This is a genomic window from Lentzea sokolovensis, from assembly GCF_033949975.1.
GTDB classification, from domain to species: domain Bacteria; phylum Actinomycetota; class Actinomycetes; order Mycobacteriales; family Pseudonocardiaceae; genus Lentzea; species Lentzea sokolovensis.
Window position 1 is genome coordinate 516,440 of sequence record NZ_JAXAVU010000009.1, and the last position, 21,961, is coordinate 538,400.

Sequence of the window (21,961 nt, forward strand, 5' to 3'; positions counted from 1 at the left end):
GATGTGGGGACCGAGATGTGAGGCCGAGGCGCGGGACTGGGTGTGGGGACCTGGGCACGGGACCTGGGGCGTGTCGGAACGGGGCGTGGGGACCTTGGGGCGTGCCGGAATCGAGGGCGCGGGGACCTGAGGCGCGATGGCCTGAGGCGCGGGGGTCTGAAGTAGAGAGGCCTGAAGTAGAGAGGCCTGAGGTGGGGTAAGCCTTGGATGGGAAGGCTCGCGGCGAGGTGTGGACGGACGTAGATGAGGTGCGGAACAGGCAGCGGTGGGAAGAGGCGATGGGGAGTTAGCCTGGCGGCATGCTGACCGTGGCTGCCCGCGCCGACGTCCCGCCCTTCCACGTCATGGACGTGCTGTCCGCCGCCGCGCAGAGGCAGCGGACGCACGGGGACGTGATCTCCCTGGCCGCCGGACAGCCGTCGAGCCCCGCGCCGCGCCCGGTGCGAGAGGCCGCGGCGCGAGCTCTGGGCGAGCACGCGCTGGGGTACACCGAGCAGCTGGGGATTCCCGAGCTGCGGCAAGCCATCGCCGGGCACTACAAGCGGCAGTACGACCTGGACGTGACGGCCGACGACGTGGTGGTGACCACGGGGTCGTCGGGGGCGTTCACGCTGGCCTTTCTGGCGGCTTTCGACGCGGGCGACAGGGTTGCCCTGGCGCGGCCGGGATATCCGGCCTACCGGAACATCCTCAAGGCGTTGGGGTGTGAGGTCGTCGAGTTGCCGTGCGGGCCGGAGACGCGGTTTCAGCCCACGGTCGAGATGCTCGATCCTGGGCTCAAGGGTGTGATCGTGGCGAGTCCGGCCAATCCGACCGGGACCACGGCCAACGTCGAGCCGATCGCTGCCTGGTGTGCTGCCAACGGGGTTCAGCTGGTCAGCGACGAGATCTACCACGGGATCAGCTACGGGGAGCCCCTGCGGTGTGCCTGGGAGACGTCGCGGGACGCGATCGTCGTGAACTCGTTCTCCAAGGCGTTCGCGATGACCGGGTGGCGGCTCGGGTGGATGTTGTTGCCGGAGCGGCTGCGCAGGGCTGTGGACTGTTTGACGGGCAACTTCACGCTTTGTCCGCCCGCGCTGGCTCAGTACGCGGCGGTTGAGGCGTTTCATGAGGACGCGTACGCGGAGACGGCTGAGCATCTTCAGCGATACGAGGTGAACCGGGACCTGTTGCTCGAAGGGCTGACGAACCTCGGCATCGACAAGTTGGCGCCGGCGGACGGGGCGTTCTACGTGTACGCGGACGTTCGGCACCTCACGGACGACTCGATGGGGTTCTGCAAGAAGTTGCTCGACGACACCGGGGTCGCGATCGTGCCCGGCATCGACTTCGACCCCGTGGACGGGCACCACTTCGTGCGGATGTCGTTCGCCGGCGCCACGCAGGACATCGAGGAAGCGCTCAGGCGGTTGAAGGCCTGGCTCTGAGCATCGGGCAGGCAGCCGAGCAGGACGAGACCGGCAGCACCGGCACGACCAGCAGGACCGGCAGGACCGGCGAGCAACAAAACCGGTCGGCCGGACGTTCACGGGGTGGAGGAAGGGGAGTCCTATGTGGGCGATCATCGGGTGGCTGGTGGCGATCTGGATCGTGCTGGCCGTCGTCGGGGCCGTGGTGAAAGGCCTTTTCTGGCTCGCTGTGATTGGAGGACTACTCCTCGCAGGCACCGCGGCTTACGGTGCGATCAAATCCAAGCGTTGACACTGGCTAAATGACTACGCACCGCTCACCATGGGGCGGTGTTGTTAGCCAACGAGGCCCGCCTTGAACGGTGGGAGCGAAAGGTCGAGTGGCCGTTGACGGCACTCGCCGCGGTGTTCCTCGGGGCCTACGCGTGGCAGGTTCTTGATGATCACGGGGCCATGCACGTGCCTCTGGAGATCGCGTTGTGGCTGGTCTGGGCCTTGTTCGCGGCGGACTTCGTCACGCGGCTGACTCTGGCGCAGAACAAGATCAGATTCCTCAGGACGCACATCTTCGATCTTGCGGCGGTTGTTCTGCCGATGGTGCGGCAGCTCAGGGTGCTCCGGCTGATCACGGTCATGAAGCTGCTGAACAAGAAGTTCCAGCACAAGATCAGGCAACGGGTCAGCATTTACGTCGCCGGGGTGACGGTAATCGTCGCGTTTTGCGCGAGCCTCGCGGTGCTGGACGCCGAAAGGCACGCGGAAAACGCCAGCATCACCACGTTCGGTGACGCGTTGTGGTGGACGCTGACCACCATGTCGACGGTCGGGTACGGCGACCGCTACCCCGTCACGGGTGAGGGGCGGCTGGTCGCGGGGTTGTTGATGGTCGGGGGCATCGCGTTGCTCGGTGTCATCACCGGCACGATCGCCAGCTGGCTCGTGGAGAAGCTGCGCGGTGTCGAGGAAGCCGAGCTCGAGACCGTGCAGGAGTTGCGGAGCCTACGGGCCGAGATCGCCGAACTCCGTGCGGAGCTCGGCACGCGCAACAGCGGCTGACGTCCACAGTCGCGCGTCCCAGCCCGCGATCAGGGCGCCCTCCACATTGGACAGGCGGTCGTCGAAGAAGATCACGTCCGACGAACCGATCACGTCCGACGTGTGCTTCCAGATCGCCGCGTCCGGTTTCGCGCAGCCGAGGTCGCCGGAGAAGATCAGGTGCCGGAAGTGCTTGGCCCACGGCACCTTCTCGGCCAGCCGCCCGAACGTCGACGGCGCGTTCGACAGCAACGCCAGCGGTGTGCCGAGAGCCGCCAGGTCCTCGATCAGCGCGACGGTCTCCACCACCGGGTCGTCGAGCCAGCCCGCGTTGTCCGTGGCGGTGAGCTCGCGGACCAGAGCGTCGTCGAGGGTCAGTCCCAACGACGAACCGATCCGGCCCCAGTACTCGGCGTCCGATCCGCCGCGGTCGTAGGCGTCACGGTCCCAGTACGCCGCCTCGAAAGCCTGCAGCGTCACCCCGAGCTTCGCCGCCATCGCGGGCCGCGCCGGGTTCCGCTGGCTGATCACCTCGCCGAAGTCGAACACGATCCAGCGCATCTCAGACGTCCTCTCGAAGCCGGCGCAGCACCTCGGCGATGTCGGACGAGTCCACGTCGCCGTGCGTCACGAACCGAACCTTGCCTGACATGGGACTGGCGAAAACCCCGACCTCGCGCAACGACAGCAGCGTCTTGTCCAGGTCGGGCACCGACGCCAGCACGATGTTCGTGGCGGGCTCGGCCACCTCCCAGCCCAGCGCCCGCAGTCCGGAAGCCAATTCATCGGCTTTCGAATGATCGTCGGCCAGCCGACTAATCCGGTCGAGGGCGACTAGACCCGCCGCGGCCAGCACTCCGCCCTGCCGCACCCCGCCACCCAGCATCTTCCGCACTCGCCGGGCCTCGACGACGAACGACGCGGACCCCGCCACCACCGATCCGACCGGTGCGCCGAGCCCCTTCGACAGGCACACCTGAACGGTGTCCACCCCGGAGGCCAGTACAGCGGGCGACACCCCGAGGGCCGCGGACGCGTTCCACAGCCGGGCCCCGTCCAGGTGCACCGCCAGTCCGATCGACCGAGCCGCCGCCACCAGCGAAACGTGCTCGTCGACCGACGTCACCGTGCCGCCGGACGCGTTGTGCGTGTTCTCCAGGCACAACAACGTGGTCCGCAGCCCGTAATAAGGAGACTCACCGCCACCAGCGGCGATCACGGCCTCAGGAGTCATCGAGGCGAGCGCGTGCGGCATCCCGCCGGCCAGCCACGCGGCCGTCCCGAGTTCGGCGTCGAGCACGTGCGCGCCGAGTGGGGCCAAGAACCGGTCACCACGCTCAAGGTGCAGGAACAAGGCGATGAGATTGCCCATGGATCCGGAGGGAACCCACAGGGCGGCCTCGACCCCGAGCAGCCCGGCCACCCGCTCCTCCAGAGCGGCCATGGTCGGGTCGTGGTCCAGCACGTCGTCGCCGACCTCGGCCGCCGCCATCGCGCGGCGCATGGCCTCGTCGGGCTTGGTGACGGTGTCCGAGCGCAGGTCGATGGGGGTCACGAGCTCGATCACATCACATCCGGTGAACGACCGAGGGGGTGATGTAGCTCTCGCCGATGGTTCGTGCAACCGTTGGTGCCTCAGTTTCCGTCCAGTCAGTGCAACTCGAGGAACGAGCGGAGAGCAGTCCGCGTGGATCAGCGCGACGAGCAGGAGTTCGCGGAGTACTTCGTGGCTCGCCGTGAGGCCGTGCGCCGAACGGCATACCTGCTGTGCGGCGACTGGCACCGCGCTGACGACTTTGCGCAGACGGCCTTCGTCGCGGTGCACAGGAGGTGGCGGAAGATTCGGGACAAGCAGGCTCTTGACGCCTACGTCCGCCGCACCGTCGTGCGCGCGGTGATCGACGAATCGCGCCGCCCGTGGCGTCGCGAGAAGTTCACCGACGAGATGCCCGAGTCGCCGACGACGGACAACGAGATCGGCGAGACGGTCGCGACGCGCGAGGCGTTGCTGAAAGGCCTGCGCAGAGTCCCGCCCAGGCAACGGGCCGTGCTCGTGCTCAGGTTCCTCGAGGGCCTCGACGTCACGGCCACGGCCGAGGCGCTGAAGTGCTCGGAAGGAACTGTGAAGAGTCAGACCGCGCGCGGGCTGGCAGCGCTCAGGGAAGCTCTGGGTGACGCCATCGACGACCTGCGACCGGCGTCGTGACCAGCGAGAGGAGGACGTAGATGGACGAGCAGAAGCTCGCGGACCTGTTCCGCGACGCAGCACAGGACGCACCACCGGCGTCCTTCGACGCGGGCGACGTCCGCACGGCTTCGCGCCGTGCCACGCTGCGAAGGCGCAACTCGATCGCCGCCGGCACCACCTTGGTCGTGGTGCTCGGATTCGGCGGGGTCTTCGCCGCCAACAGCTGGGAGAGCCAGGACTCGAGCAGTTTGAACAACGCGGGTTCTGGGCAGAACCGTGACAACGCGGCAGAATCCCCAATGACTCCGTTGCAGGCGAAACCGCCTACAGGCTTCTCCGGTGAAAGCGACTCCACGCAGGGGGATGCGCAGACGCCGGGAAGCACTGGCCCTTCGGCCAGTGAAAGCGCAGTGCAGGGCTGCGCAGGTGTGGACCGAGAGCTCGCTGACGCCCTCGCCGACGAGCTTTCGGTCTCACCGGACTTCGCAGTTGCACCCACGCAGAGCTGCCCGCCCGACTCGCGCTCGGTCTCGTTCAAGATCGACGGGCTGACGATCACCGCGATCGTCACGCCGCAGCCGTTCGACGCGCCCGCCGGTGCGGAGAAGGTGAAGACCGCCCAGGGCCAGGACCTCTACGTGTTCACGCAGGGCGACGGGGAGCTGAAAGGCCAGGCCAAGCGGTTCGCGGACGCACTGGCCCCCAGGTTCTGATCGTCCGCCCAGTACTCTGGCTCGACTATGACGGCAGCAACTCCCAAGGGTGAGCGCAGGCGGCAGGCGCTCGTGGAGGCCGCGTCCGGCCTGTTCTCCGAGGGCGGGTTCGACGCGGTCCGGCACCGCGCGGTCGCCGAACGCGCAGGTCTGCCGCTCGCGTCGACCACGTACTACTTCGACTCGCTGGACGAGCTGATCATCGCGGCCGTCGAGTTCCACGGCCGCAGCGAGCTCGCGAGCTTCCGGGGACGGCTCTCGTCGCTGCCCGAGCAGATGACCGACGACGTGCTCGTGGAGTTCATGCTCGACCTGCTGGTCGGCGAGGACGCGACCGACATCGAGGCCGTGCTGCTGCGCTACGAACGCCTCGTCGCGACCGGCCGCCGCCCGTATCTGCGGCCGTTGATGCGCGTGCTGTCGACCGAACTGCGCGAGCTGATCGCCGACGTCTTCGCCCGCTCAGGCAGGGACATCGGGAGCGACCGGGTCGAGGAGTTGATCGCGTTGGTGGACGGATCTGTGGTCAACTCGTTCATCGAGCTGAAGTCGGACCCTCGCGGCGTGGCGGCCAGGATGCTCCGTTCGGCTCTTTCGCGTCACGCCTGATGCAACCTCGCGTTCCTCCCATGCGTTCCCCTGGTTGAGGACGCGAGAGGGGAACGCATGCGCAAGGCCGATGAACAGGGCTTTCGTGAATTCGCGGCAGCCAATGCCGCGTCTTTGCGACGTACTGCGTATCTCTTCTGTGGCGACTGGCACACAGCCGAAGACCTGATGCAGTCGAGCCTCATGAAGATGTACGTGGCGTGGAAGCGCATCAAGGATCTCGACAACCTGATCGCGTACGCCCGCAAGGTGCTGCTGCGCACCTGGCTGGACGAGAAGCGCAGGCCTTGGCGCAGAGCCGAGCAGCGGGACGGGGAGCTGCCCGACGCCGCGGACGCCACCGTGGATCCCGACACGACCAGCGCGAAGCTGTGGGCGCGCGAGCTCGTGCACACCGCGCTGCTGCAGGTGCCTCCGCGGCAACGGGCGGTGCTCGTGCTGAGGTACTTCGAGGACCTGCCGGTCGCCGAGGTGGCGGTGGCCATGGGGTGCACCGAGGGAACGGTCAAAAGCCAGACGGCGCGCGGTCTCGCGACACTGCGCACCATCGTGGAGAAGCTCGACAACAGTTCGGGGAGGGTCGCGTCGTGAGTGAGCAGGAGATCCGCGAGGGAATGCTGCTGGCCGTCTGGGACGAGCCGCCGCTCGACTTCGACCCCGACACCCTGATCAAGCGGGTCGAGCAGAAAAAAAGTCGTCGACGAGCGCTGGTCGCTGTGGGCGTGGCTACGGCGATGATCGCCGTCGCGTCGCTCGCGCTGCCCGGCCTGCTGCCGCGCGACCGGGAAAGCCAGCTCGGCGCCGACACCCCGGCGAACTCCTCCGCGCCGCCGACCGTGTCGGTGGACAAGAAGGCCCAGCAAATCGGCGACCAGCTGGCGCGGCGGCTCGAGCAGCAGGTGCCGGACTTCAGGGACATCGGCGCGGGCTTCCACTCCGGCGGTCGCACGTACCCGCCGTACCCGACGTCGAACGCGCCGAAGCGGCCCGACGAGCCGGAGTTCTCCGGTTTCGTGTACTTCACCGACGTGCTCGGACCGACCGCGATGGAGGTCGTCGCCGGCAAGAACCAGCCGATCGCGACGTCCTTCTGCCAGAGCGCCGTGCTGTGCCACGAGGTGCAGCAGCCGGACGGATCGGTCGTGACCGAGATCGAGCTCGCCGAGGGCGCTGAGATCTCGTCGTCGATCGTGGTGCGGACGTTCCGGAGCGGGTACAGCGTCAAGATCGGCACCTACAACTACAACGTCTCCACCCAACTCGGTCTCCGGCGGACCGTGCCGGTGCGCGTGGGGGTGCTCACAGCCCTGGTCACCGACCCGGCCATCAACTGGGAGTGAGTGCGGGGTGCACTAATCTGAGGGCGTGACGAAGCCCCGCATCGCCAACGTCCTCGCAGGTCGCTACGCCTCCACGTCGCTCGCGACGCTCTGGTCGGCCGAGCACAAGATCGTGCTGGAGCGCCAGTTGTGGCTCGCGGTGCTGCGGGCGCAGGCGGCCGCGGGCATCGACGTCCCGGCGACCGCGGTCGCGGACTACGAGCGCGTGCTGGAGCAGGTCGACCTGGAGTCGATCGCCGCGCGTGAGCGGGTGACGCGGCACGACGTGAAGGCGCGCATCGAGGAGTTCAACGCGCTCGCGGGCCACGAGCAGGTCCACAAGGGAATGACCTCGCGCGACCTGACCGAGAACGTCGAGCAGCTGCAGGTGCTGCGGTCGCTGGAGCTGATCAGGTCCAAGGTCGCCGCCGTCCTCGGCCGCCTCGCGCGTCTCGCGGCCGAGCACTCCGACCTCGTCATGGCCGGCCGTTCGCACAACGTGGCCGCGCAGGCGACGACGCTGGGCAAGCGGTTCGCGACGGGCGCCGACGAGCTGCTGGTCGCGTTCTCCCGCCTCGACGAACTGATCGCGCGCTACCCGTTGCGCGGCATCAAGGGCCCGGTCGGCACGGCCCAGGACATGCTCGACCTGCTCGGCACGCCCGAGAAGCTGGAGGAGCTGGAGCGCACGGTCGCGGGCCACCTCGGCTTCGAGCGCGTGCTCACGAGCGTCGGCCAGGTCTACCCGCGCTCGCTCGACTTCGACGTCGTGTCGACGCTCGTGCAGCTCGCCGCGGCGCCGTCGTCGGTGGCGAAGACCATCCGGCTCATGGCGGGCCACGAGCTGGTGACCGAGGGCTTCAAGCCCGGCCAGGTCGGGTCCAGCGCGATGCCGCACAAGATGAACACCCGCTCGTGCGAGCGCGTGAACGGCTTCGCGGTGATCCTGCGCGGCTACCTGTCCATGGTCGGCGAGCTCGCGGGCGACCAGTGGAACGAGGGCGACGTGTCGTGCTCGGTGGTCCGCCGGGTCGCGCTGCCCGACGCGTTCTTCGCGTTCGACGGGCTGCTGGAGACGTTCCTGACGGTGCTGGACGAGTTCGGCGCCTACCCGGCCGTCGTCGCCCGTGAACTGGACCGCTACCTGCCGTTCCTCGGCACGACGAAGGTGCTGATGGCGGCCGTGCGCGCGGGTGTGGGCCGGGAGACCGCGCACGAGGCCATCAAGGAGAACGCGGTGGCCGTCGCGCTGGCGATGCGCGAGCAGGGCCTGGCGCAGAACGACCTGCTCGACCGGCTCGCCGCGGATTCCAGGCTGCCGCTCGACAAGGCCGCTCTGGACGCGCTGCTGGCCGACCGCCTGTCGTTCACCGGCGTGGCGTCGGCGCAGGTCGCGTCCATCGTGGAGCAGGTCGCCGCGGTCGTCGACAAGTACCCGGCCTACGAGCCGGAGCCCATTCTGTGATCGTGTCCGAGCTGGTCGTCTACCCGGTCAAGGGATGCGGCGGACACTCCGTCGCATCCTCCGTCGTGGAGCCGACCGGCCTGCACGACGACCGGATGATGATGCTGGTCGACGACGACGGCGTGTTCCTGTCGCAGCGCAAGATTCCGGAGATGGCCGCGCTGCGTCCGTCCCTCGTGGACTCCTCGCTGTCGATCGGCGGCGAATCCTTCCCGGTCGTCGTTGACGGGCCCAGGGTTCCGGTGGTCGTGCACACCTGGCAGGGCTCCGGAATCGACCAGGGGGACGCTGCCGCGGCGTACTTCTCCCATGCTCTCGGGAAGTCCGTGCGGCTCGTGCGGACACCACCGGACCTGCACCGCGAGACGACCGGCGAGACCACCGGACTGGTCGGATACGCGGACGGCAACGCGTTGCTGGTGCTCTCGCTGTCCTCATTGGACGGGTTGAACGAGCGCATCCTGGAACGCGGCGGCGAACCGGTGCCGATGAACCGCTTCCGCCCCAACGTGGTCGTGTCCGGCTGGCCGGAACCGCACACCGAGGACCGGGTTCGGCGCGCGGCGATCGGCGACGTGGAACTGGCCTACGCCAAGGACTGCGTGCGTTGTGCCGTGCCGATGGTCGACCAGGAGACCGGGCTGAAGGACGGCCCAGAACCGATTCGTTCGCTGGCGACCTACCGGCGTGACCCCGACGGCGGCGTCACGTTCGGCATGAAGGCCCAGGTCGTGCGCACCGGCACGATCAGCGTCGGTGACAAGATCGACGTGCTGGAGTGGGCCTAGGCCTTCTGCCAGCGCAGCCGGTCACCGCGCTGAGGATCCTTGCGGCACACCAGCTTCTCGCCGAGCAGGCCGATGCCGTTCGCGCCTTCCGGATCGCAGCGCGCGCCCTCGTTGACCAGGAGTCCCTGCTGCGGGGGCTCGGTGGTCGTCGGCTGCTGCACGGCGGGAGGCGTCTGCGTGGGTGGCGGCTTCGGCTGCGTGGTCTTCGTCGTGGTGGTCGTCGTCGCCGCTGAGGACGACCCCTTGACCGTGATCTCGACACCGTCCGGAGTCGGGACGATGGTCACGGACTGGGTCGTGCTCGAAGTGAGCGAACCTCCTGCGGCAGGAGACGAGATGGGGCTGGAGTCGAAGCTCCACCCGGCCACGCCCAGCACGATGAGCAGTCCCAAGCTTGCCAAAGCCGGGATCCACAGGGCCTTTCTAGGGAGCACGGGTGCACCTTAAGCTTCTTTTGCCTTGATCTGTAGTGGTGCGGGGGTGTACGTCGGTTTGCGAAACGCGGGCCACGTAGGCTGACCAGCGTGCCTACGCTCGCTGACTACCAGCACGTCGCCCGCGGCAAGGTTCGCGATCTGTACGACGTGGACGACGAGCTGCTGCTGTTCGTCGCGTCCGACCGCATTTCGGCGTACGACCACATCCTGAGCACGGAGATCCCCGACAAGGGCCGCGTGCTCACCGCGATGAGCGTGTTCTGGTTCGAGCGGCTCGCCCCGAACCACCTGGTCGCGTACGACGACCCGCGCATCCCCGCCGAGGTCCGCGGCCGCGCGCTGCTGGTGCGCAAGCTGAAGATGGTCGACGTCGAGTGCGTGGCGCGCGGGTACCTGACGGGCTCGGGCATGGCCGACTACACCGCGACCGGTGCGGTCTGCGGGATCGAGCTGCCGGCCGGTCTGGTCGAGGCGTCCGAACTGGACCCGCCGATCTTCACGCCCGCCTCGAAGGCCGAGATCGGTGCGCACGACGAGAACGTGTCGTTCGACGTCATCGCCGAGAAGCACGGTGTCGAGCTCGCGTCGAAGCTGCGCGACCGGACGATCGAGCTGTACAGCGAGGCGCGCGCGTACGCGTTGACGCGCGGCCTGATCCTCGCGGACACGAAGTTCGAGTTCGGGCTGGACGCCTCCGGCGAGCTGATCCTGGCGGACGAGGTCTTCACGCCGGACTCGTCGCGCTACTGGCCGGCCGAGGGCTACGAGCCCGGTCGCGTGCAGCCGTCGTTCGACAAGCAGTACGTGCGCGACTGGCTGACGTCCTCCGCGTCCGGCTGGGACCGCAAGAGCGACACCCCGCCGCCTGCGCTGCCCGAGGACGTCGTCGAGGCGACTCGTCAGCGGTACGTCGAGGCGTACGAGCGGCTCACCGGCCGGTCTTTCGCTGACTGGCCGGCGTGAGTTAGCGCCGCTTTCACGCGGATGTCACCACGGCATGGCGCACTCATACGGTGCATTCACAGCTCGTGGTCTCTCTGTCCGGCATCGGTCCGCAGACACTCGACCGATGCGCTGATCTCGCCGCGGCCCTTGATCCGCGGCAGGTGCCGTTGTCGCTGCTCGTAGCACCTCGCGAGCTCGGCAGGGCGCAGGAATGGGTGCGGCAGCGCGCCTCGCACGGCGACGCCGTCGTGCTGCACGGCCTCGGTCAACGGCGGCTGCCGGCCTATGAAGCCGGGTTGTTGCTGACGGGCGCACGTCTGCAGATGGACGCCATCGGGCTCGACGTCGACACGTTCGCGCCTCGGCGTTGCGTGGCGTCGCCCGGGACGTTGATCGCGCTGGCCAAGCACAGGTTCCAGCGCTGCGCCGACGTGCACGCCGTCCGCGAGGTCGGCAGCGGCCTGGCGACCCTGGGCCGCCTGCACGCGCTGACCGAACGCACCAGCTTCGGTGAGCTGCGGTCGCTCGCGCTGGTCTACGCGGCCGCCAGGTCCGCGCGCCGCGGCGGACTGACCCGGATCACCGTCGACGCGCGCGACCTGCACCGGCCCGGTGCGCGGCAGGCAGTGCTCGACGCCGTGGACATCGCACTCGCCCACGACGCCGCGCCGACCACCTACGTCAAACTGCCGTCTCCTCGCCTGGCGTCAGCTGCCTGACCTCGGTGCCCTCCGGCTTCAGCATCTCGAAGAACCGGACGGCCATCCCAGGGCTCGCGAGCGTCTTCTCGTGGATCGGCACGGCGACGCGCGGCTTCACGGCGCGCATGAAGTCGACGGCCTCACCGGTGCGCAACCACGGCGCGCCGGCGGGCAGTCCGAGCACGTCGACGTCCTCGTCCGGCACGAACAGCGAGTCTCCGGGGTGGTAGAACGCGCCGTCGCCGATCACGTAGGCGGCGTTCGGCACGATCGGGATGTCCTCGTGGATCAGCGCGTGCTGCCCGCCGGTGACCTTGACCGTCGTGTCGCCGACCTTGAGCACGTCACCGGGCCGGGCGACGGTCGCGTTCTCGACGTCGGGCGCCGTGCCCTCGTCGACGATGAGCTGCGCCTGCGGGTTCGCCTTGAGCAGCGCGGGCAGCCTCTCCACGTCGATGTGATCGAAGTGCTGGTGCGTGATCAGCACCGCGTCCAGGTCTTTCAGGTCCTCGAACCCCGTGGAGAACGTGCCGGGATCGATCAGGATGCGCGTCGAACCCGAGTCCAGCAGCACGCAGGCATGACCGAAATGGACAACTTTCACGAAATCCTCCATTACCGACGTTTGGCGGGCTGACACAGTCAGGTGACGTCGGAAGTATCAAAAGGCATGAGGAAAACCCTGCAACTCCTCACGGCACTGGCGCTTGCCCTGCCGATGACGACCATCGTCCCTGCTACCACCACCTCTACACCTGCCGAGGCCTCGTCGCCGCAGACGCAGGAAATCGGAACTGAGGAAAACGTCTCAGTCCGCGTGGGTGGCGCGAATCGTTCGACGTTGATCGAACGACCGGGGTCCGGCTACGTGAAGCTGCATTTCACGGACCTGCGGATCCTGCCCGGCGACGTGCTCACGGTGTCGAACCCTGACGGCACCGAGAAGTACACGTACACGAGAGATCTGAAGGCCTCGCTGACCGCCACGCTCGACGCGTCCGGCTTCTGGGCCATGTCGATCACGGGCGACCGCGCGGTCGTCTCCGTGACGAACCCGCTGTCGCGCGTGCGGATCGACAAGCTCACGCGCGGCTACACCGACGCCGAGATGTCCTCGCAGCCGTCCGTGCAGAGCATCTGCGGCACGAACGACTACAAGGACGCGGTCTGCTACCAGTCCAGCAACCCGACCGAGTGGGGCAAGACCGCGTCCGTGGCGAAGCTGCTGCGCAACGGCAGCTCGCTGTGCACGGCGTGGCGGGTCGGCCCCAACAACCGCATGCTGACCAACGAACACTGCTTCACCAGCACCAGTGGCATCGAGGTGTGGTTCAACTACCAGTGCCCGACCTGCGGTGGCACCACTTCGGCCACCGTCACGAAGGTGCTGGCAGCGCAGGTCCTGAAGTACAGCGCCGCACTCGACTACACCCTCTTCACCGTGAACAACTTCGCGGCCATCAGTTCGTTCGGCTACCTCGAACTGGACGCGCGCGTTCCGGCCGTGGGTGAGGAGATGTACATCGTCGGCCACCCGGCAGGGAAGCTGAAGAAGTTGTCGTTGCGCGACAACAACAACGGCGGCGGCTACTGCGTCGTGCGTGCCGTGCGGGTGAACGGCAGCTCGTCGCAGTCCGACATCAGCTACATGTGCGACACCGAAGGCGGCTCGTCCGGTTCGCCGGTGCTGTCGAGGCGCACGCACAAGGTGATCGGGCTCCACCACTTCGGCGGCTGCCCGAACCAGGGCGTGCGCATCGACCTCGTCGCGGCGCAGATCAACTCACTGCTGTAAGGATTTCCTGCTCTTCCTGCTGGGTGAGTCCCGCCTTGCGGGGCCGGTCCAGCCCGAGGCCGCGCTCGTACTTCAGCGAGTCGAGCGCGGTCTCGGCCAGTGGCCTGACACGCAGCCCGTTCGCCAGCGCGTTGCTGACGTCGCGGCCGACCATCTTGGCCCACTCCTGCGGCAGCCACAGCGGCAGCGACCGCGGCCCGGCCCACGGGTTGACGTTGAGCTCCTTCAGCACGCTCTCCGGCACCGGTACGAGCTGCGTTCCCGCCGGCGCCGTCGCTCCGGCGATCTCGCCGATGGCCATCTGGAACGGCATGACCGGACCGGTCGAGTCGTACGTGCCCGTCACCCGCTCCTCGGCCGCGAACACGATCCACTGCGCCAGATCCCGCGCGTCGATGTGCTGGAACCCCAGGTCAGGGCTGTCCGGCACGACCACGCGCCCACCCTGAGCCATCCGCGCGGGCCAGTACCCGAACCGGTCGCTCGGGTCGTCCGGCCCGGTGATGAGCCCGGCTCTGACGATGAACTCGCGGCTCGCCACGGCCTCGCGCACCGCGATCTCGCTGGCCACCTTGATGCTGCCGTACCGCTCGGCCGTGAACTCCTGCGCCGGGTCGTCCTCCAGCGGCGGCAACAGCTCGTCGCTACCCGTCGAGTGGTCCGCGTAGACGGAGATGCTGGACACGAACGTCCAGTGCGGCGTGGTCGACCCGAACGCCTCCAACGCGTCCCGAACCCAGTTCACCGAGTACTTCGACACGTCGATCACCGAGTCGAACCGCTCACCGGCCAGCGCGTCGAACGCACCGGGCCTGTCCCTGTCGACCTGGACGAGCGCGGCTCCCTCCGGCACCCCGCCGGAGGCACCGCGGGCAGCGCAGACCACGTCGTGGCCGCGTCGGACGGCCTCCGCCGTGATGGCCTTGCTGAGGAACACGGTTCCGCCGAGCACGAGGATCTTCATGATCCCCAGCATCCGTCCGATCGGGCTCGGCTGCCAGTGGTCTCGCTTTAGGCGAAATAGCTTGTTGGAATAGGTCCAACACCCGATCGTTCGGACCCGATCAGTTGGAGATGCTGAACTGTTGTTCGTAACTTGCCGATCAACGTTCCGTGAGTGTGCACGCCTTCGTCGACGAGTCTCGGCGCAACGACACGTACCTGCTGGCGGTGGCCCTGGTGTCGCCCGGCCAGCTGACCAAACTGCGCAAGATGTTGATGAAGCTGCGCATGCCGAACCAACGCGAGTTGCACTTCAAGAAGGAGACCCCTGCTCGACGCAAACAGATCCTGTCCGTTTTGGCGCCGGCTGTGGTCCACGTCGACATCTACCTCGCCTGCTGCCGCAAGGGTGAGGAGCGGGCAAGGCAGACCTGCGTTGCCAGGCTGACTGACGACGTCCTGAAGGTCGGCGTCACGCGGTTGGTGTTCGACAGCCGGGAGGTTCGCGACGACCACGACCTGCTGACCATTCGAACGACTCTCGGCAAGTCCTCGTGGGGCACGGGATTGTTCTACGAGCACCTGCCCAGCGAGAACGATCCGTTGTTGTGGATTCCGGACATCGTCGCGTGGTGCTGCGGCGCCGGCGGTGACTGGCTGCGCCGCGTTCGACCGTTGATGGGCAACGTCATCGACACGAGGTTGCCCTAGAAAGCGCGAAGCACGGCGGCCGACCGTCCGGACGGGCACCGTGCTCACTTCTCCGGCTTACGGGCCGAAGCTGAGACCAGGTTATCAAACGGCGCTGCCGAGGCAAGTTCGTTCACCCGAAGGTGGACCGGTGACGATGTGCCCCCGAACACGTGTCGGGAGGATGAACGCACAGGTCAGATAGGCTCTCGAGGTACCGCCAGCCCCTCCGAGCACGGGAGCAGTCTGTCGTGGCCCGAGTCGTCGTCGACGTCATGCCGAAGCCCGAAATTCTCGACCCCCAAGGCCAGGCGGTGGCGAACGCGCTGCCTCGTCTCGGCTTCGACGGCATCACCGCCGTCCGTCAGGGCAAGCACTTCGAGCTGGAGGTCGCCGACGACGTCGACGACGCCACGCTCGCCAAGATCGCCGAGACCTTCCTCGCGAACCCCGTGATCGAGGACTGGACCGTGCGCAGGGTCGAGGCATGAGGGTCGGTGTCATCACCTTCCCCGGCACTCTCGACGACGTCGACGCGCAGCGGGCCGTCCGATACGCCGATGGGGAAGCCGTGCCGTTGTGGCACGGGGATCACGACCTGAAGGGCGTTGACGCCGTCGTCGTGCCCGGTGGGTTCTCGTACGGCGACTATCTGCGGTGTGGCGCCATCGCGCGGTTCGCGCCCGTCATGCAGGAAGTGATCGAGGCCGCGAACAAGGGGATGCCGGTTCTGGGCATCTGCAACGGTTTCCAGATCCTCGCCGAGGCCCATCTGCTGCCCGGCGCGCTCACCCGCAACCACAAGCTGCACTTCGTGTGCCGCGACCAGTGGCTGAAGGTCGAGAACAACACCACCGCCTGGACCGGCCGGTACGACCTGAACGCCGAGATCCTCGTGCCGCTGAAGTCGGGCGAGGGCGGCTACCAGGCCGACGAGGACACCCTCAAAGAGCTCGAAGACGACCAAAGGGTCGTGTTCCGGTACGTCGGCGACAACCCGAACGGCAGCCGCAACAACATCGCCGGCATCACGAACGCCAGGGGCAACGTCGTCGGCCTCATGCCGCACCCCGAGCACGCCATCGACGCGCTCACCGGCCCCACGGACGACGGTCTGGGCGTGTTCCTGTCCCTGCTCGACACGGTGGTGAACGCGTGATCGACACCGTCAAGAACGCCGAGGCGACGCCCGACCAGGAGCAGCCCTACAAGGAGCTGGGCCTGAAGGACGACGAGTACGCGCGCATCAAGGAGATCCTGCAGCGCCGCCCGACCGACGCCGAACTGGCGATGTACTCGGTCATGTGGAGCGAGCACTGCTCCTACAAGTCGTCCAAGGTGCACCTGAAGTACTTCGGCGACACCACGACCGACGAGATGCGCAGCAAGATGCTCGCGGGCATCGGCGAGAACGCCGGCGTCGTCGACATCGGGGACGGCTGGGCCGTCACGTTCAAGGTCGAGAGCCACAACCACCCGTCGTACGTCGAGCCCTACCAGGGCGCCGCGACGGGCGTGGGCGGCATCGTCAGGGACATCCTCGCGATGGGCGCGCGGCCGCTCGCGGTCATGGACCCGCTGCGGTTCGGCAAGCCCGACGCCGACGACACGAAGCGCGTCCTGCCCGGCATCGTCGCGGGCGTCGGCGGCTACGGGAACTGCCTCGGTCTGCCGAACATCGGCGGCGAGGTCGTGTTCGACGAGTCCTACCAGGGCAACCCGCTGGTCAACGCCCTGTGCGTCGGGGCGATGCGGGTCGAGGACCTGCATCTCGCGCACGCGAGCGGCACCGGCAACAAGGTCATCCTCTACGGCGCGCGCACCGGCCTCGACGGCATCGGTGGCGTGAGCGTCCTCGCGAGCGAGACGTTCGACGACTCCGCCGGCAAGCGCAAGAAGCTGCCTAGCGTGCAGGTCGGCGACCCGTTCACCGAGAAGGTGCTGATCGAGTGCTCGCTGGAGCTCTTCGAGAAGGGCATCGTCGCCGGCATCCAGGACCTCGGCGGCGCGGGCCTGTCCTGCGCTACGAGCGAACTGGCGTCCGCGGGTGACGGCGGCATGCACGTGTGGCTCGACCGCGTCCCGCTCAGGGCGAAGAACATGACCCCGGCCGAGATCCTGTCCAGCGAGTCCCAGGAACGCATGTGCGCGGTGGTCGAGCCGGCCAACGTCGAGGCGTTCCTGGCGGTCTGCGCGAAGTGGGACGTCATCGCCACCGAGATCGGCGAGGTGACCGAGGGCGACCGCCTGGTCATCACCTACCACGACGAGGTCGTCGTCGACGTGCCTCCGCGCACCGTCGCCCACGAGGGCCCGGTCTACCACCGGCCGATCCAGCGCCCCGCCGACCAGGACGCACTGCAGGCGAACACGCCGGACAGCCTCCCGCGGCCCGAGAACCTGCTGGAACTGATCAAGATCATGGCGGCCAGCCCCAACCTGGCCTCCAGGAAGTGGGTCACCCAGCAGTACGACCGGTACGTCCGCGGCGGCACGGTGCTCGCGCAGCCCAGCGACGGCGGCATGATCCGGATCGACGAGGAGACCGGCCGCGGTGTGGCTCTCTCGACGGACTGCAACGGCCGCTACGCGAAGCTCGACCCGTACGAGGGCGCGAAGCTGGCGCTGGCCGAGGCCTATCGGAACGTCTCAGCGACCGGTGCGACGCCCGTGGCCGTCACGAACTGCCTCAACTTCGGCTCGCCGGAGGACCCGGCGGTCATGTGGCAGTTCGAGCAGGCCGTGAAGGGTCTCGCGGACGGCTGCGCCGAGCTGGGCATCCCGGTGACCGGCGGCAACGTCAGCTTCTACAACCAGACCGGCTCCACGGCGATCCTGCCGACGCCGGTCGTGGGCGTGCTGGGCGTGATCGACGACGTGCGGCGCCGCATCCCCACCGGGATCGGGGCCGAGGCCGGCGAGACGCTGCTGCTGCTCGGTGAGACGCGGGACGAGTTCGGCGGGTCGGAGTGGGCGCACCACGTCCACGGCCACCTGGGCGGACTGCCGCCGAAGGCTGATCTGCAACGCGAGAAGCTGCTCAGCCAGGTCCTGGTCGCGGGCTCCCGTGACGGCATGGTCTCCGCCGCGCACGACCTGTCCGAGGGCGGCCTGGCCCAGACACTGGTCGAGACGTGCCTGATCGGCGAGGTGGGTGCGCGGATCTTCCTCGAAGGCGACCTGTTCACCGCGCTGTTCAGCGAGTCCGCGGGCCGCGTGCTGGTCGCCGTGCCGCGCACCGAGGAACAGCGCTTCGTCGACATGTGCACCGCGCGCAGGCTGCCGTGGCGCAAGGTCGGAGTCGTCGACCCGGAGTCGAACGCCCTGGAGATCCAGGGCCTGGGCGAACTCCCGCTGGACGAGCTCCGCGAGGCCTGGGAGGGCACCCTCCCCGCCCTGTTCGACTGAGCACGAAGGGCCCCGTCGCCGGCGGGGCCCTTCTCAGCTCGTGGCGATGCGCTGGAGCTGCTCGAACCGGCCGTTGAACAGGTTCTGGTCGCCGGGGAAGAGCCCGGCCGCCTGCCACTGCCAGATCGTGTGGAAGTCGAACCCGACCGGCAACGGGCCGAGCTTCGAGGTGTAGTGCGCGATCCACAGCGGATTGGTGTCGCCGAACTTCACCGAGCCGCCGACGCACTTGTTCCACCAGCTCGTGGACGTGTAGATCGCCGGATAACGCCTGGTGCGGGCGAAGACGGTGTCGCTGAACTCCTTCACCCACGCGGTCATCGCGGTCTGGTTCATGTTGTAGCAGGTGTCGCCGTACGGGTTGTACTCCATGTCGAGCGCGGGCGGCAGCGTCCTGCCGTCGGGTGACCAGCCGCCGCCGTTGTCGACGAAGAAGTTCGCCTGCGCCACGCCGTTCGCGCGGTCCGGCAGCGCGAAGTGGTACGCGCCGCGGATCATGCCGATGCCGTAGGAACCGTCGTACTGCTGGGTGAACTTCGGGTTCCGGTAGTGGACGCCCTCGGTCGCCTTGACGTAGGAGAACCGGGCTCCTTTGTCCCAGGAGGACTTCCAGTCGACGTCGCCCTGGTGACTGCTCACGTCCATGCCGGGGACTTTGCCCTCGGTGGGCGGGGACTCCTCCGCACGAAGGTTGCCGCCACCCTCGTGTTTGAGGATCTGGGATCCCGCGGTGTGGTCCGCGGAGCCCTCGGGCAAGGGCGCCGCGGACGCGGGTGCCGGCGTCATGCCGGCGACGATCGCCACGATGCTGATCAAGGTCCGCATGGGTTAGATCGTGCGACCATTTGTCGCAATTTGCTACCGGGGTCACCCGTCCAGGCGGGACAACTCCTCGGCGGACAACTCCACGTGGGTGGCCGCGGCCGAATCCGAGATGCTCGCCGGTCGAGAAGCACCCGGAATGGGGACTACCACTTCCGACTTCGCGAGCATCCAGGCGAGACAGACCTGGTGGGCGCTCACGCCGTGCGCCTCGCCGACCTCCTTGAACGGACCGGCCAGCGCGCCCGCCTTGCCGATGCCGCCGAACGGGCTCCACGGCAGGAAGGCGATGCCGAGCTTGTCGCACAGCTCCAGTTCGGGCTCACTCGATCGGAACGACGGCGAGAACTGGTTCTGCACGGCCGCGAGCCGTCCGCCGAGGATCTCGTTGGCGAGCACGATCTCCTCGGGGTTGAAGTTCGAGACGCCCGCGTAGCGGATCTTGCCGCTGTCCAGGATCTCCTTCAGAGCTCCGACCGACTCCGCGATCGGCGTCTTCGGGTCCGGCCGGTGGAACTGGTAGAGGAAGATCTGGTCCACGCCGAGCCGCCGCAACGACCCGTCGACGGCCTTGAACAGGTACTCCGGCCGTCCGTCGAGCTCCCAGCCACCGCCCGGCACACGCGTGTGCCCGCCCTTGGTCGCCACGAACACCTCTTCGGAACGGCCGCGCAGCCCTTCGGCGATGAGCGACTCGTTGTGGCCGAAGTCGGAGTCGTCGAGCGAGTAGGCGTCGGCGGTGTCGATGAACGTCACGCCCGCGTCCAGCGCGGCGTGAATGGTCTCGATCGCCTGCGCGCGCTCCGGCCTCCCCTGGACGGAGATGGGCATGCCGCCCAGGCCGATGGCGCTGACTTCCACTTCTCCGATGCGACGCTTCTGCATGTCCTCCACTCTGGACCCTGACGATTAAGCTGTCCAACGCAGAGAAGTGATCTCATTCAGCAGCGACGGTGATGAATCGTGGAACTCAGACAGCTTCAGTACTTCATCGCGGTCGCGGAGGACTGCCACTTCACCAGGGCAGCGGGCCGGATGCACGTCACCCAGTCCGCGCTGTCGGCGTCGATCAGGGCGCTGGAGGTGGAGCTCGGCGCGCCGCTGTTCCTGCGCACCACCCGTCAGGTCGAGCTGACCCAGGCCGGCCGGGCGCTGCTGCCCGAGGCGCGGCGTGCGTTGGGCAGCGTCGAATCGGCCAGGGACGCCGTCGCCGCTGTCCAGGGGCTGCTGCGCGGCACGTTGTCCGTCGGCAGCCTGCAGTGCCTGCACGTGGTGCACCTGCCCGCGGTGCTGTCGCGGTTCCACGAGCTGCACCCCGGCGTGGAGATCAGGATGCGCCAGTCCGGCAACGCCGAACTGGTCGAGGACGTCCGTGCGGGTCGCCTCGACCTCGCGTTCGTCACGCGGCAGCCGAAGATCGCCGACGACCTGCGAGTGTCCACTTTGTCCAGTGAGTCGCTGGTGCTCGCGTGCGCGCCGGAAAGCCCGTTCGCCACCAGGGAGTCGGTAGGGCTGGAGGAGCTGGCAGGTCAGTCGTTCGTCGACTTCAACGCCGACTGGGGCACGCGCGACGAGGTCGACCGCGCGCTGGCCGCGGCCGGGGTCGAGCGGCACGTCGCCGTCGAGGTCAACGACGTGCACTCACTTCTTGACTTCGTCGGGTTCGGTCTCGGGGTCGCGCTCGTCCCCCAGTCCTTCGCCGGGAAGTCGGAACTGGTTCGCTTCCTCGGGCTCCGCGGCGACGTAGACGTCCCCGTCGCGGAAACGGTCGTCGTCACCGGTCACACCGTCGGCGCCGCCGCCCGTGTCCTTCTGGACATGGTCTTCGAGGCGCGGGGCGGCCGGCTTCGGACTGCCGGATAGCTTCCAGCCCTTGTGCTCGGTGCGCATCGCCGTGTCGGGCAACACGGTCAGCTCGCCCGTCTGCTTCCGCGGTGGCGGATCGGTGAGCGCGAGGAACGTGTCGACCGTCGTGGCGCGGACGTCGACCTCGCCCTCGAACGTGGCTTCGGTGAACGCGAGCCCGCCGTCGAACTTCGTCTCCGTGAGGTTCAGCCGTCCGTGGAAGGTGGCGCCGGAGAAGAGCGTCGGCTTGCGGATCTCCATGCGGGGCAACGTGGTGATGCCGTAGAACTGCGCCCGGCGCGCGGTGAACCTGTTGACCCGCCTGCCGTCGAGCTGGAAGTACTCCAGGGCGGCACCGGTCAGGTCGAGGTCGTAGTACAGCTTCTTCTGGTTGCCCCACGAGAGCAGGTCGCGGATCAGCCGTTGCGCGGTCCGCCGGACCTGCTGCTCCCGCTGGTCCTCCGGCTTCACCTTGGCGAACACGGTGTCCGGGTCGCCGCCGTTCTCGTCCCAGGACGGGTGGTGGAAGGGTCGGCGCAGGTAGGCGCACAGGACGTCGATGACCGTCTGCTTGTAGCGCGGCGTGGAGTTCGCCAGCCACACCAGCGAATGCATCGCGCCCACCCGCACCTGGTCTGCCTCGTTGCCGAGCATCTCGACCGAGCGCGCGAACCGTTCGTCGGCGACCTTCTCGCTCTCCAGGTTGTGCTTGCGGTCGTTGAGCCACAACGCGTACAGCGCGACGACCGCACCACCCGCGACCCCAGCGGTCTTCACGATCTCGACCGGCGGCGCCTTCACCAGCCACAGCGCCACCCCCGTCGCCGCGGTCGTGAGCAGCGCGGCG

25 protein-coding genes and 1 pseudogene are annotated in these 21,961 nt (G+C 68.1%); 18 read left to right on the top strand and 8 right to left on the bottom strand.

The genetic code is table 11. The features are described 5' to 3' along the window. Window positions 1–299 precede the first annotated feature (299 nt). The 3 genes from SK854_RS19945 to SK854_RS19955 all read left to right on the top strand — a co-directional run bounded on the left by SK854_RS19945 (window position 300) and on the right by SK854_RS19955 (window position 2,468). Window positions 300–1,430: a pyridoxal phosphate-dependent aminotransferase gene (locus tag SK854_RS19945; RefSeq protein ID WP_319976605.1), complete on the top strand. Its 1,131-nt coding sequence runs from the start codon at window positions 300–302 to the stop codon at window positions 1,428–1,430. A gap of 124 nt (window positions 1,431–1,554) precedes the next feature. Then, window positions 1,555–1,704: a hypothetical protein gene (locus SK854_RS19950; protein WP_166049133.1), complete on the top strand. Its 150-nt coding sequence runs from the start codon at window positions 1,555–1,557 to the stop codon at window positions 1,702–1,704. A 38-nt stretch (window positions 1,705–1,742) separates the two neighbouring features. Continuing rightward, complete coding sequence (locus tag SK854_RS19955) at window positions 1,743–2,468, top strand: potassium channel family protein (RefSeq protein ID WP_319976606.1); 726 nt, start codon at window positions 1,743–1,745, stop codon at window positions 2,466–2,468. Here the strand turns inward: SK854_RS19955 and SK854_RS19960 are convergent. After that, window positions 2,412–3,008, bottom strand: a complete 597-nt coding sequence (locus SK854_RS19960) for an HAD-IA family hydrolase (protein WP_319976607.1) — start codon at window positions 3,006–3,008, stop codon at window positions 2,412–2,414. The two genes, SK854_RS19955 and SK854_RS19960, sit on opposite strands and share 57 nt — an antisense overlap. 1 nt (window position 3,009) lies before the next feature. Next, window positions 3,010–3,951: a threonine aldolase family protein gene (locus SK854_RS19965; RefSeq protein ID WP_406601803.1), complete on the bottom strand. Its 942-nt coding sequence runs from the start codon at window positions 3,949–3,951 to the stop codon at window positions 3,010–3,012. A gap of 183 nt (window positions 3,952–4,134) precedes the next feature. Here SK854_RS19965 and SK854_RS19970 point away from each other — a divergent pair, with 183 nt between their 5' ends. The 7 genes from SK854_RS19970 to SK854_RS20000 are packed head-to-tail and all read left to right on the top strand — an operon-like array spanning window position 4,135 to window position 9,529. Beyond that, on the top strand, window positions 4,135–4,653 hold the full coding sequence (locus SK854_RS19970; protein WP_093595689.1) for a SigE family RNA polymerase sigma factor: 519 nt from the start codon (window positions 4,135–4,137) through the stop codon (window positions 4,651–4,653). Window positions 4,654–4,673: 20 nt separating this feature from the next. Further along, complete coding sequence (locus SK854_RS19975; RefSeq protein ID WP_319976608.1) at window positions 4,674–5,348, top strand: hypothetical protein; 675 nt, start codon at window positions 4,674–4,676, stop codon at window positions 5,346–5,348. 27 nt (window positions 5,349–5,375) lie between these two features. Then, window positions 5,376–5,957, top strand: coding sequence for a TetR/AcrR family transcriptional regulator (locus SK854_RS19980; RefSeq protein WP_319976609.1), 582 nt, complete (start codon window positions 5,376–5,378; stop codon window positions 5,955–5,957). Window positions 5,958–6,014: 57 nt separating this feature from the next. After that, entirely contained in the window at window positions 6,015–6,548 is a 534-nt protein-coding gene (locus tag SK854_RS19985) for a SigE family RNA polymerase sigma factor (protein WP_319976610.1), read from the top strand. After that, window positions 6,545–7,297, top strand: a complete 753-nt coding sequence (locus SK854_RS19990) for a hypothetical protein (RefSeq protein WP_319976611.1) — start codon at window positions 6,545–6,547, stop codon at window positions 7,295–7,297. Before SK854_RS19985 ends, SK854_RS19990 begins: the two co-directional genes overlap by 4 nt. Window positions 7,298–7,322: 25 nt before the next feature. Beyond that, the gene (gene purB / locus SK854_RS19995) at window positions 7,323–8,741 is read left to right on the top strand and encodes an adenylosuccinate lyase (RefSeq protein WP_319976613.1); all 1,419 of its coding nucleotides are present in this window, start codon (window positions 7,323–7,325) and stop codon (window positions 8,739–8,741) included. A 2-nt stretch (window positions 8,742–8,743) separates the two neighbouring features. Beyond that, entirely contained in the window at window positions 8,744–9,529 is a 786-nt protein-coding gene (locus SK854_RS20000; RefSeq protein ID WP_319976614.1) for an MOSC domain-containing protein, read from the top strand. Here the strand turns inward: SK854_RS20000 and SK854_RS20005 are convergent. Further along, window positions 9,526–9,963: a hypothetical protein gene (locus tag SK854_RS20005; protein ID WP_319976615.1), complete on the bottom strand. Its 438-nt coding sequence runs from the start codon at window positions 9,961–9,963 to the stop codon at window positions 9,526–9,528. The genes SK854_RS20000 and SK854_RS20005 overlap by 4 nt on opposite strands. 90 nt (window positions 9,964–10,053) lie before the next feature. On the opposite strand from SK854_RS20005, the gene SK854_RS20010 reads away from it, so the two are divergent. Next, window positions 10,054–10,929, top strand: coding sequence for a phosphoribosylaminoimidazolesuccinocarboxamide synthase (locus SK854_RS20010; RefSeq protein ID WP_319976616.1), 876 nt, complete (start codon window positions 10,054–10,056; stop codon window positions 10,927–10,929). Between the two features lie 50 nt (window positions 10,930–10,979). After that, window positions 10,980–11,630, top strand: coding sequence for a DUF2334 domain-containing protein (locus tag SK854_RS20015; protein ID WP_319976617.1), 651 nt, complete (start codon window positions 10,980–10,982; stop codon window positions 11,628–11,630). Here the strand turns inward: SK854_RS20015 and SK854_RS20020 are convergent. Beyond that, a complete protein-coding gene (locus SK854_RS20020; protein ID WP_319976618.1) occupies window positions 11,593–12,216 on the bottom strand; it encodes an MBL fold metallo-hydrolase in 624 nt (207 codons plus the stop codon). The two genes, SK854_RS20015 and SK854_RS20020, sit on opposite strands and share 38 nt — an antisense overlap. Before the next feature lie 237 nt (window positions 12,217–12,453). Between SK854_RS20020 and SK854_RS20025 the strand changes: the two genes are divergently transcribed. After that, window positions 12,454–13,407: a trypsin-like serine peptidase gene (locus tag SK854_RS20025; RefSeq protein ID WP_319976619.1), complete on the top strand. Its 954-nt coding sequence runs from the start codon at window positions 12,454–12,456 to the stop codon at window positions 13,405–13,407. On the opposite strand, the gene SK854_RS20030 is transcribed toward SK854_RS20025, so the two are convergent. Beyond that, on the bottom strand, window positions 13,391–14,371 hold the full coding sequence (locus SK854_RS20030; RefSeq protein WP_319976620.1) for an NAD-dependent epimerase/dehydratase family protein: 981 nt from the start codon (window positions 14,369–14,371) through the stop codon (window positions 13,391–13,393). The genes SK854_RS20025 and SK854_RS20030 overlap by 17 nt on opposite strands. 149 nt (window positions 14,372–14,520) lie before the next feature. Here SK854_RS20030 and SK854_RS20035 point away from each other — a divergent pair, with 149 nt between their 5' ends. The 4 genes from SK854_RS20035 to purL all read left to right on the top strand — a co-directional run bounded on the left by SK854_RS20035 (window position 14,521) and on the right by purL (window position 18,447). Next, a complete protein-coding gene (locus SK854_RS20035; protein ID WP_319976621.1) occupies window positions 14,521–15,060 on the top strand; it encodes a hypothetical protein in 540 nt (179 codons plus the stop codon). Between the two features lie 230 nt (window positions 15,061–15,290). Next, entirely contained in the window at window positions 15,291–15,530 is a 240-nt protein-coding gene (gene purS, locus SK854_RS20040; RefSeq protein ID WP_030465889.1) for a phosphoribosylformylglycinamidine synthase subunit PurS, read from the top strand. Then, window positions 15,527–16,198, top strand: a complete 672-nt coding sequence (gene purQ, locus SK854_RS20045; RefSeq protein WP_319976622.1) for a phosphoribosylformylglycinamidine synthase subunit PurQ — start codon at window positions 15,527–15,529, stop codon at window positions 16,196–16,198. Before purS ends, purQ begins: the two co-directional genes overlap by 4 nt. Then, the gene (purL, locus tag SK854_RS20050; RefSeq protein WP_319976623.1) at window positions 16,195–18,447 is read left to right on the top strand and encodes a phosphoribosylformylglycinamidine synthase subunit PurL; all 2,253 of its coding nucleotides are present in this window, start codon (window positions 16,195–16,197) and stop codon (window positions 18,445–18,447) included. The genes purQ and purL overlap by 4 nt, the downstream gene beginning before the upstream one ends. A 33-nt stretch (window positions 18,448–18,480) precedes the next feature. Here purL and SK854_RS20055 read toward each other — a convergent pair whose 3' ends face one another. Together SK854_RS20055 and SK854_RS20060 are read right to left on the bottom strand one after the other, a co-directional pair. Beyond that, window positions 18,481–19,272 (bottom strand): lysozyme, encoded by a 792-nt coding sequence (locus SK854_RS20055; protein ID WP_319976624.1) that lies wholly within the window; start codon window positions 19,270–19,272, stop codon window positions 18,481–18,483. 42 nt (window positions 19,273–19,314) lie between these two features. Then, complete coding sequence (locus tag SK854_RS20060; protein WP_319976625.1) at window positions 19,315–20,154, bottom strand: aldo/keto reductase; 840 nt, start codon at window positions 20,152–20,154, stop codon at window positions 19,315–19,317. A 78-nt stretch (window positions 20,155–20,232) separates the two neighbouring features. Here SK854_RS20060 and SK854_RS20065 point away from each other — a divergent pair, with 78 nt between their 5' ends. Beyond that, a complete protein-coding gene (locus tag SK854_RS20065; RefSeq protein WP_319976626.1) occupies window positions 20,233–21,132 on the top strand; it encodes a LysR family transcriptional regulator in 900 nt (299 codons plus the stop codon). 117 nt (window positions 21,133–21,249) lie between these two features. On the opposite strand, the pseudogene SK854_RS48245 reads toward SK854_RS20065, so the two are convergent. Further along, window positions 21,250–21,768 (bottom strand): annotated as a pseudogene (locus SK854_RS48245) (pentapeptide repeat-containing protein); the annotation flags it as partial. Window positions 21,769–21,961: the final 193 nt, after the last annotated feature.

Bases quoted from the DNA above. Each gene is read 5' to 3' on its own strand.
- SK854_RS19945 (WP_319976605.1), top strand. From the start codon at position 300: ATGCTGACCGTGGCTGCCCGCGCCGACGTCCCGCCCTTCCACGTCATG.
- SK854_RS19950 (WP_166049133.1), top strand. From the start codon at position 1,555: ATGTGGGCGATCATCGGGTGGCTGGTGGCGATCTGGATCGTGCTGGCC.
- SK854_RS19960 (WP_319976607.1), bottom strand. From the start codon at position 3,008: ATGCGCTGGATCGTGTTCGACTTCGGCGAGGTGATCAGCCAGCGGAAC.
- SK854_RS19965 (WP_406601803.1), bottom strand. From the start codon at position 3,951: ATGCGCCGCGCGATGGCGGCGGCCGAGGTCGGCGACGACGTGCTGGAC.
- SK854_RS19975 (WP_319976608.1), top strand. From the start codon at position 4,674: ATGGACGAGCAGAAGCTCGCGGACCTGTTCCGCGACGCAGCACAGGAC.
- SK854_RS19980 (WP_319976609.1), top strand. From the start codon at position 5,376: ATGACGGCAGCAACTCCCAAGGGTGAGCGCAGGCGGCAGGCGCTCGTG.
- SK854_RS19985 (WP_319976610.1), top strand. From the start codon at position 6,015: ATGCGCAAGGCCGATGAACAGGGCTTTCGTGAATTCGCGGCAGCCAAT.
- SK854_RS20030 (WP_319976620.1), bottom strand. From the start codon at position 14,371: ATGAAGATCCTCGTGCTCGGCGGAACCGTGTTCCTCAGCAAGGCCATC.
- purQ (WP_319976622.1), top strand. From the start codon at position 15,527: ATGAGGGTCGGTGTCATCACCTTCCCCGGCACTCTCGACGACGTCGAC.
- SK854_RS20055 (WP_319976624.1), bottom strand. From the start codon at position 19,272: ATGCGGACCTTGATCAGCATCGTGGCGATCGTCGCCGGCATGACGCCG.
- SK854_RS20060 (WP_319976625.1), bottom strand. From the start codon at position 20,154: ATGCAGAAGCGTCGCATCGGAGAAGTGGAAGTCAGCGCCATCGGCCTG.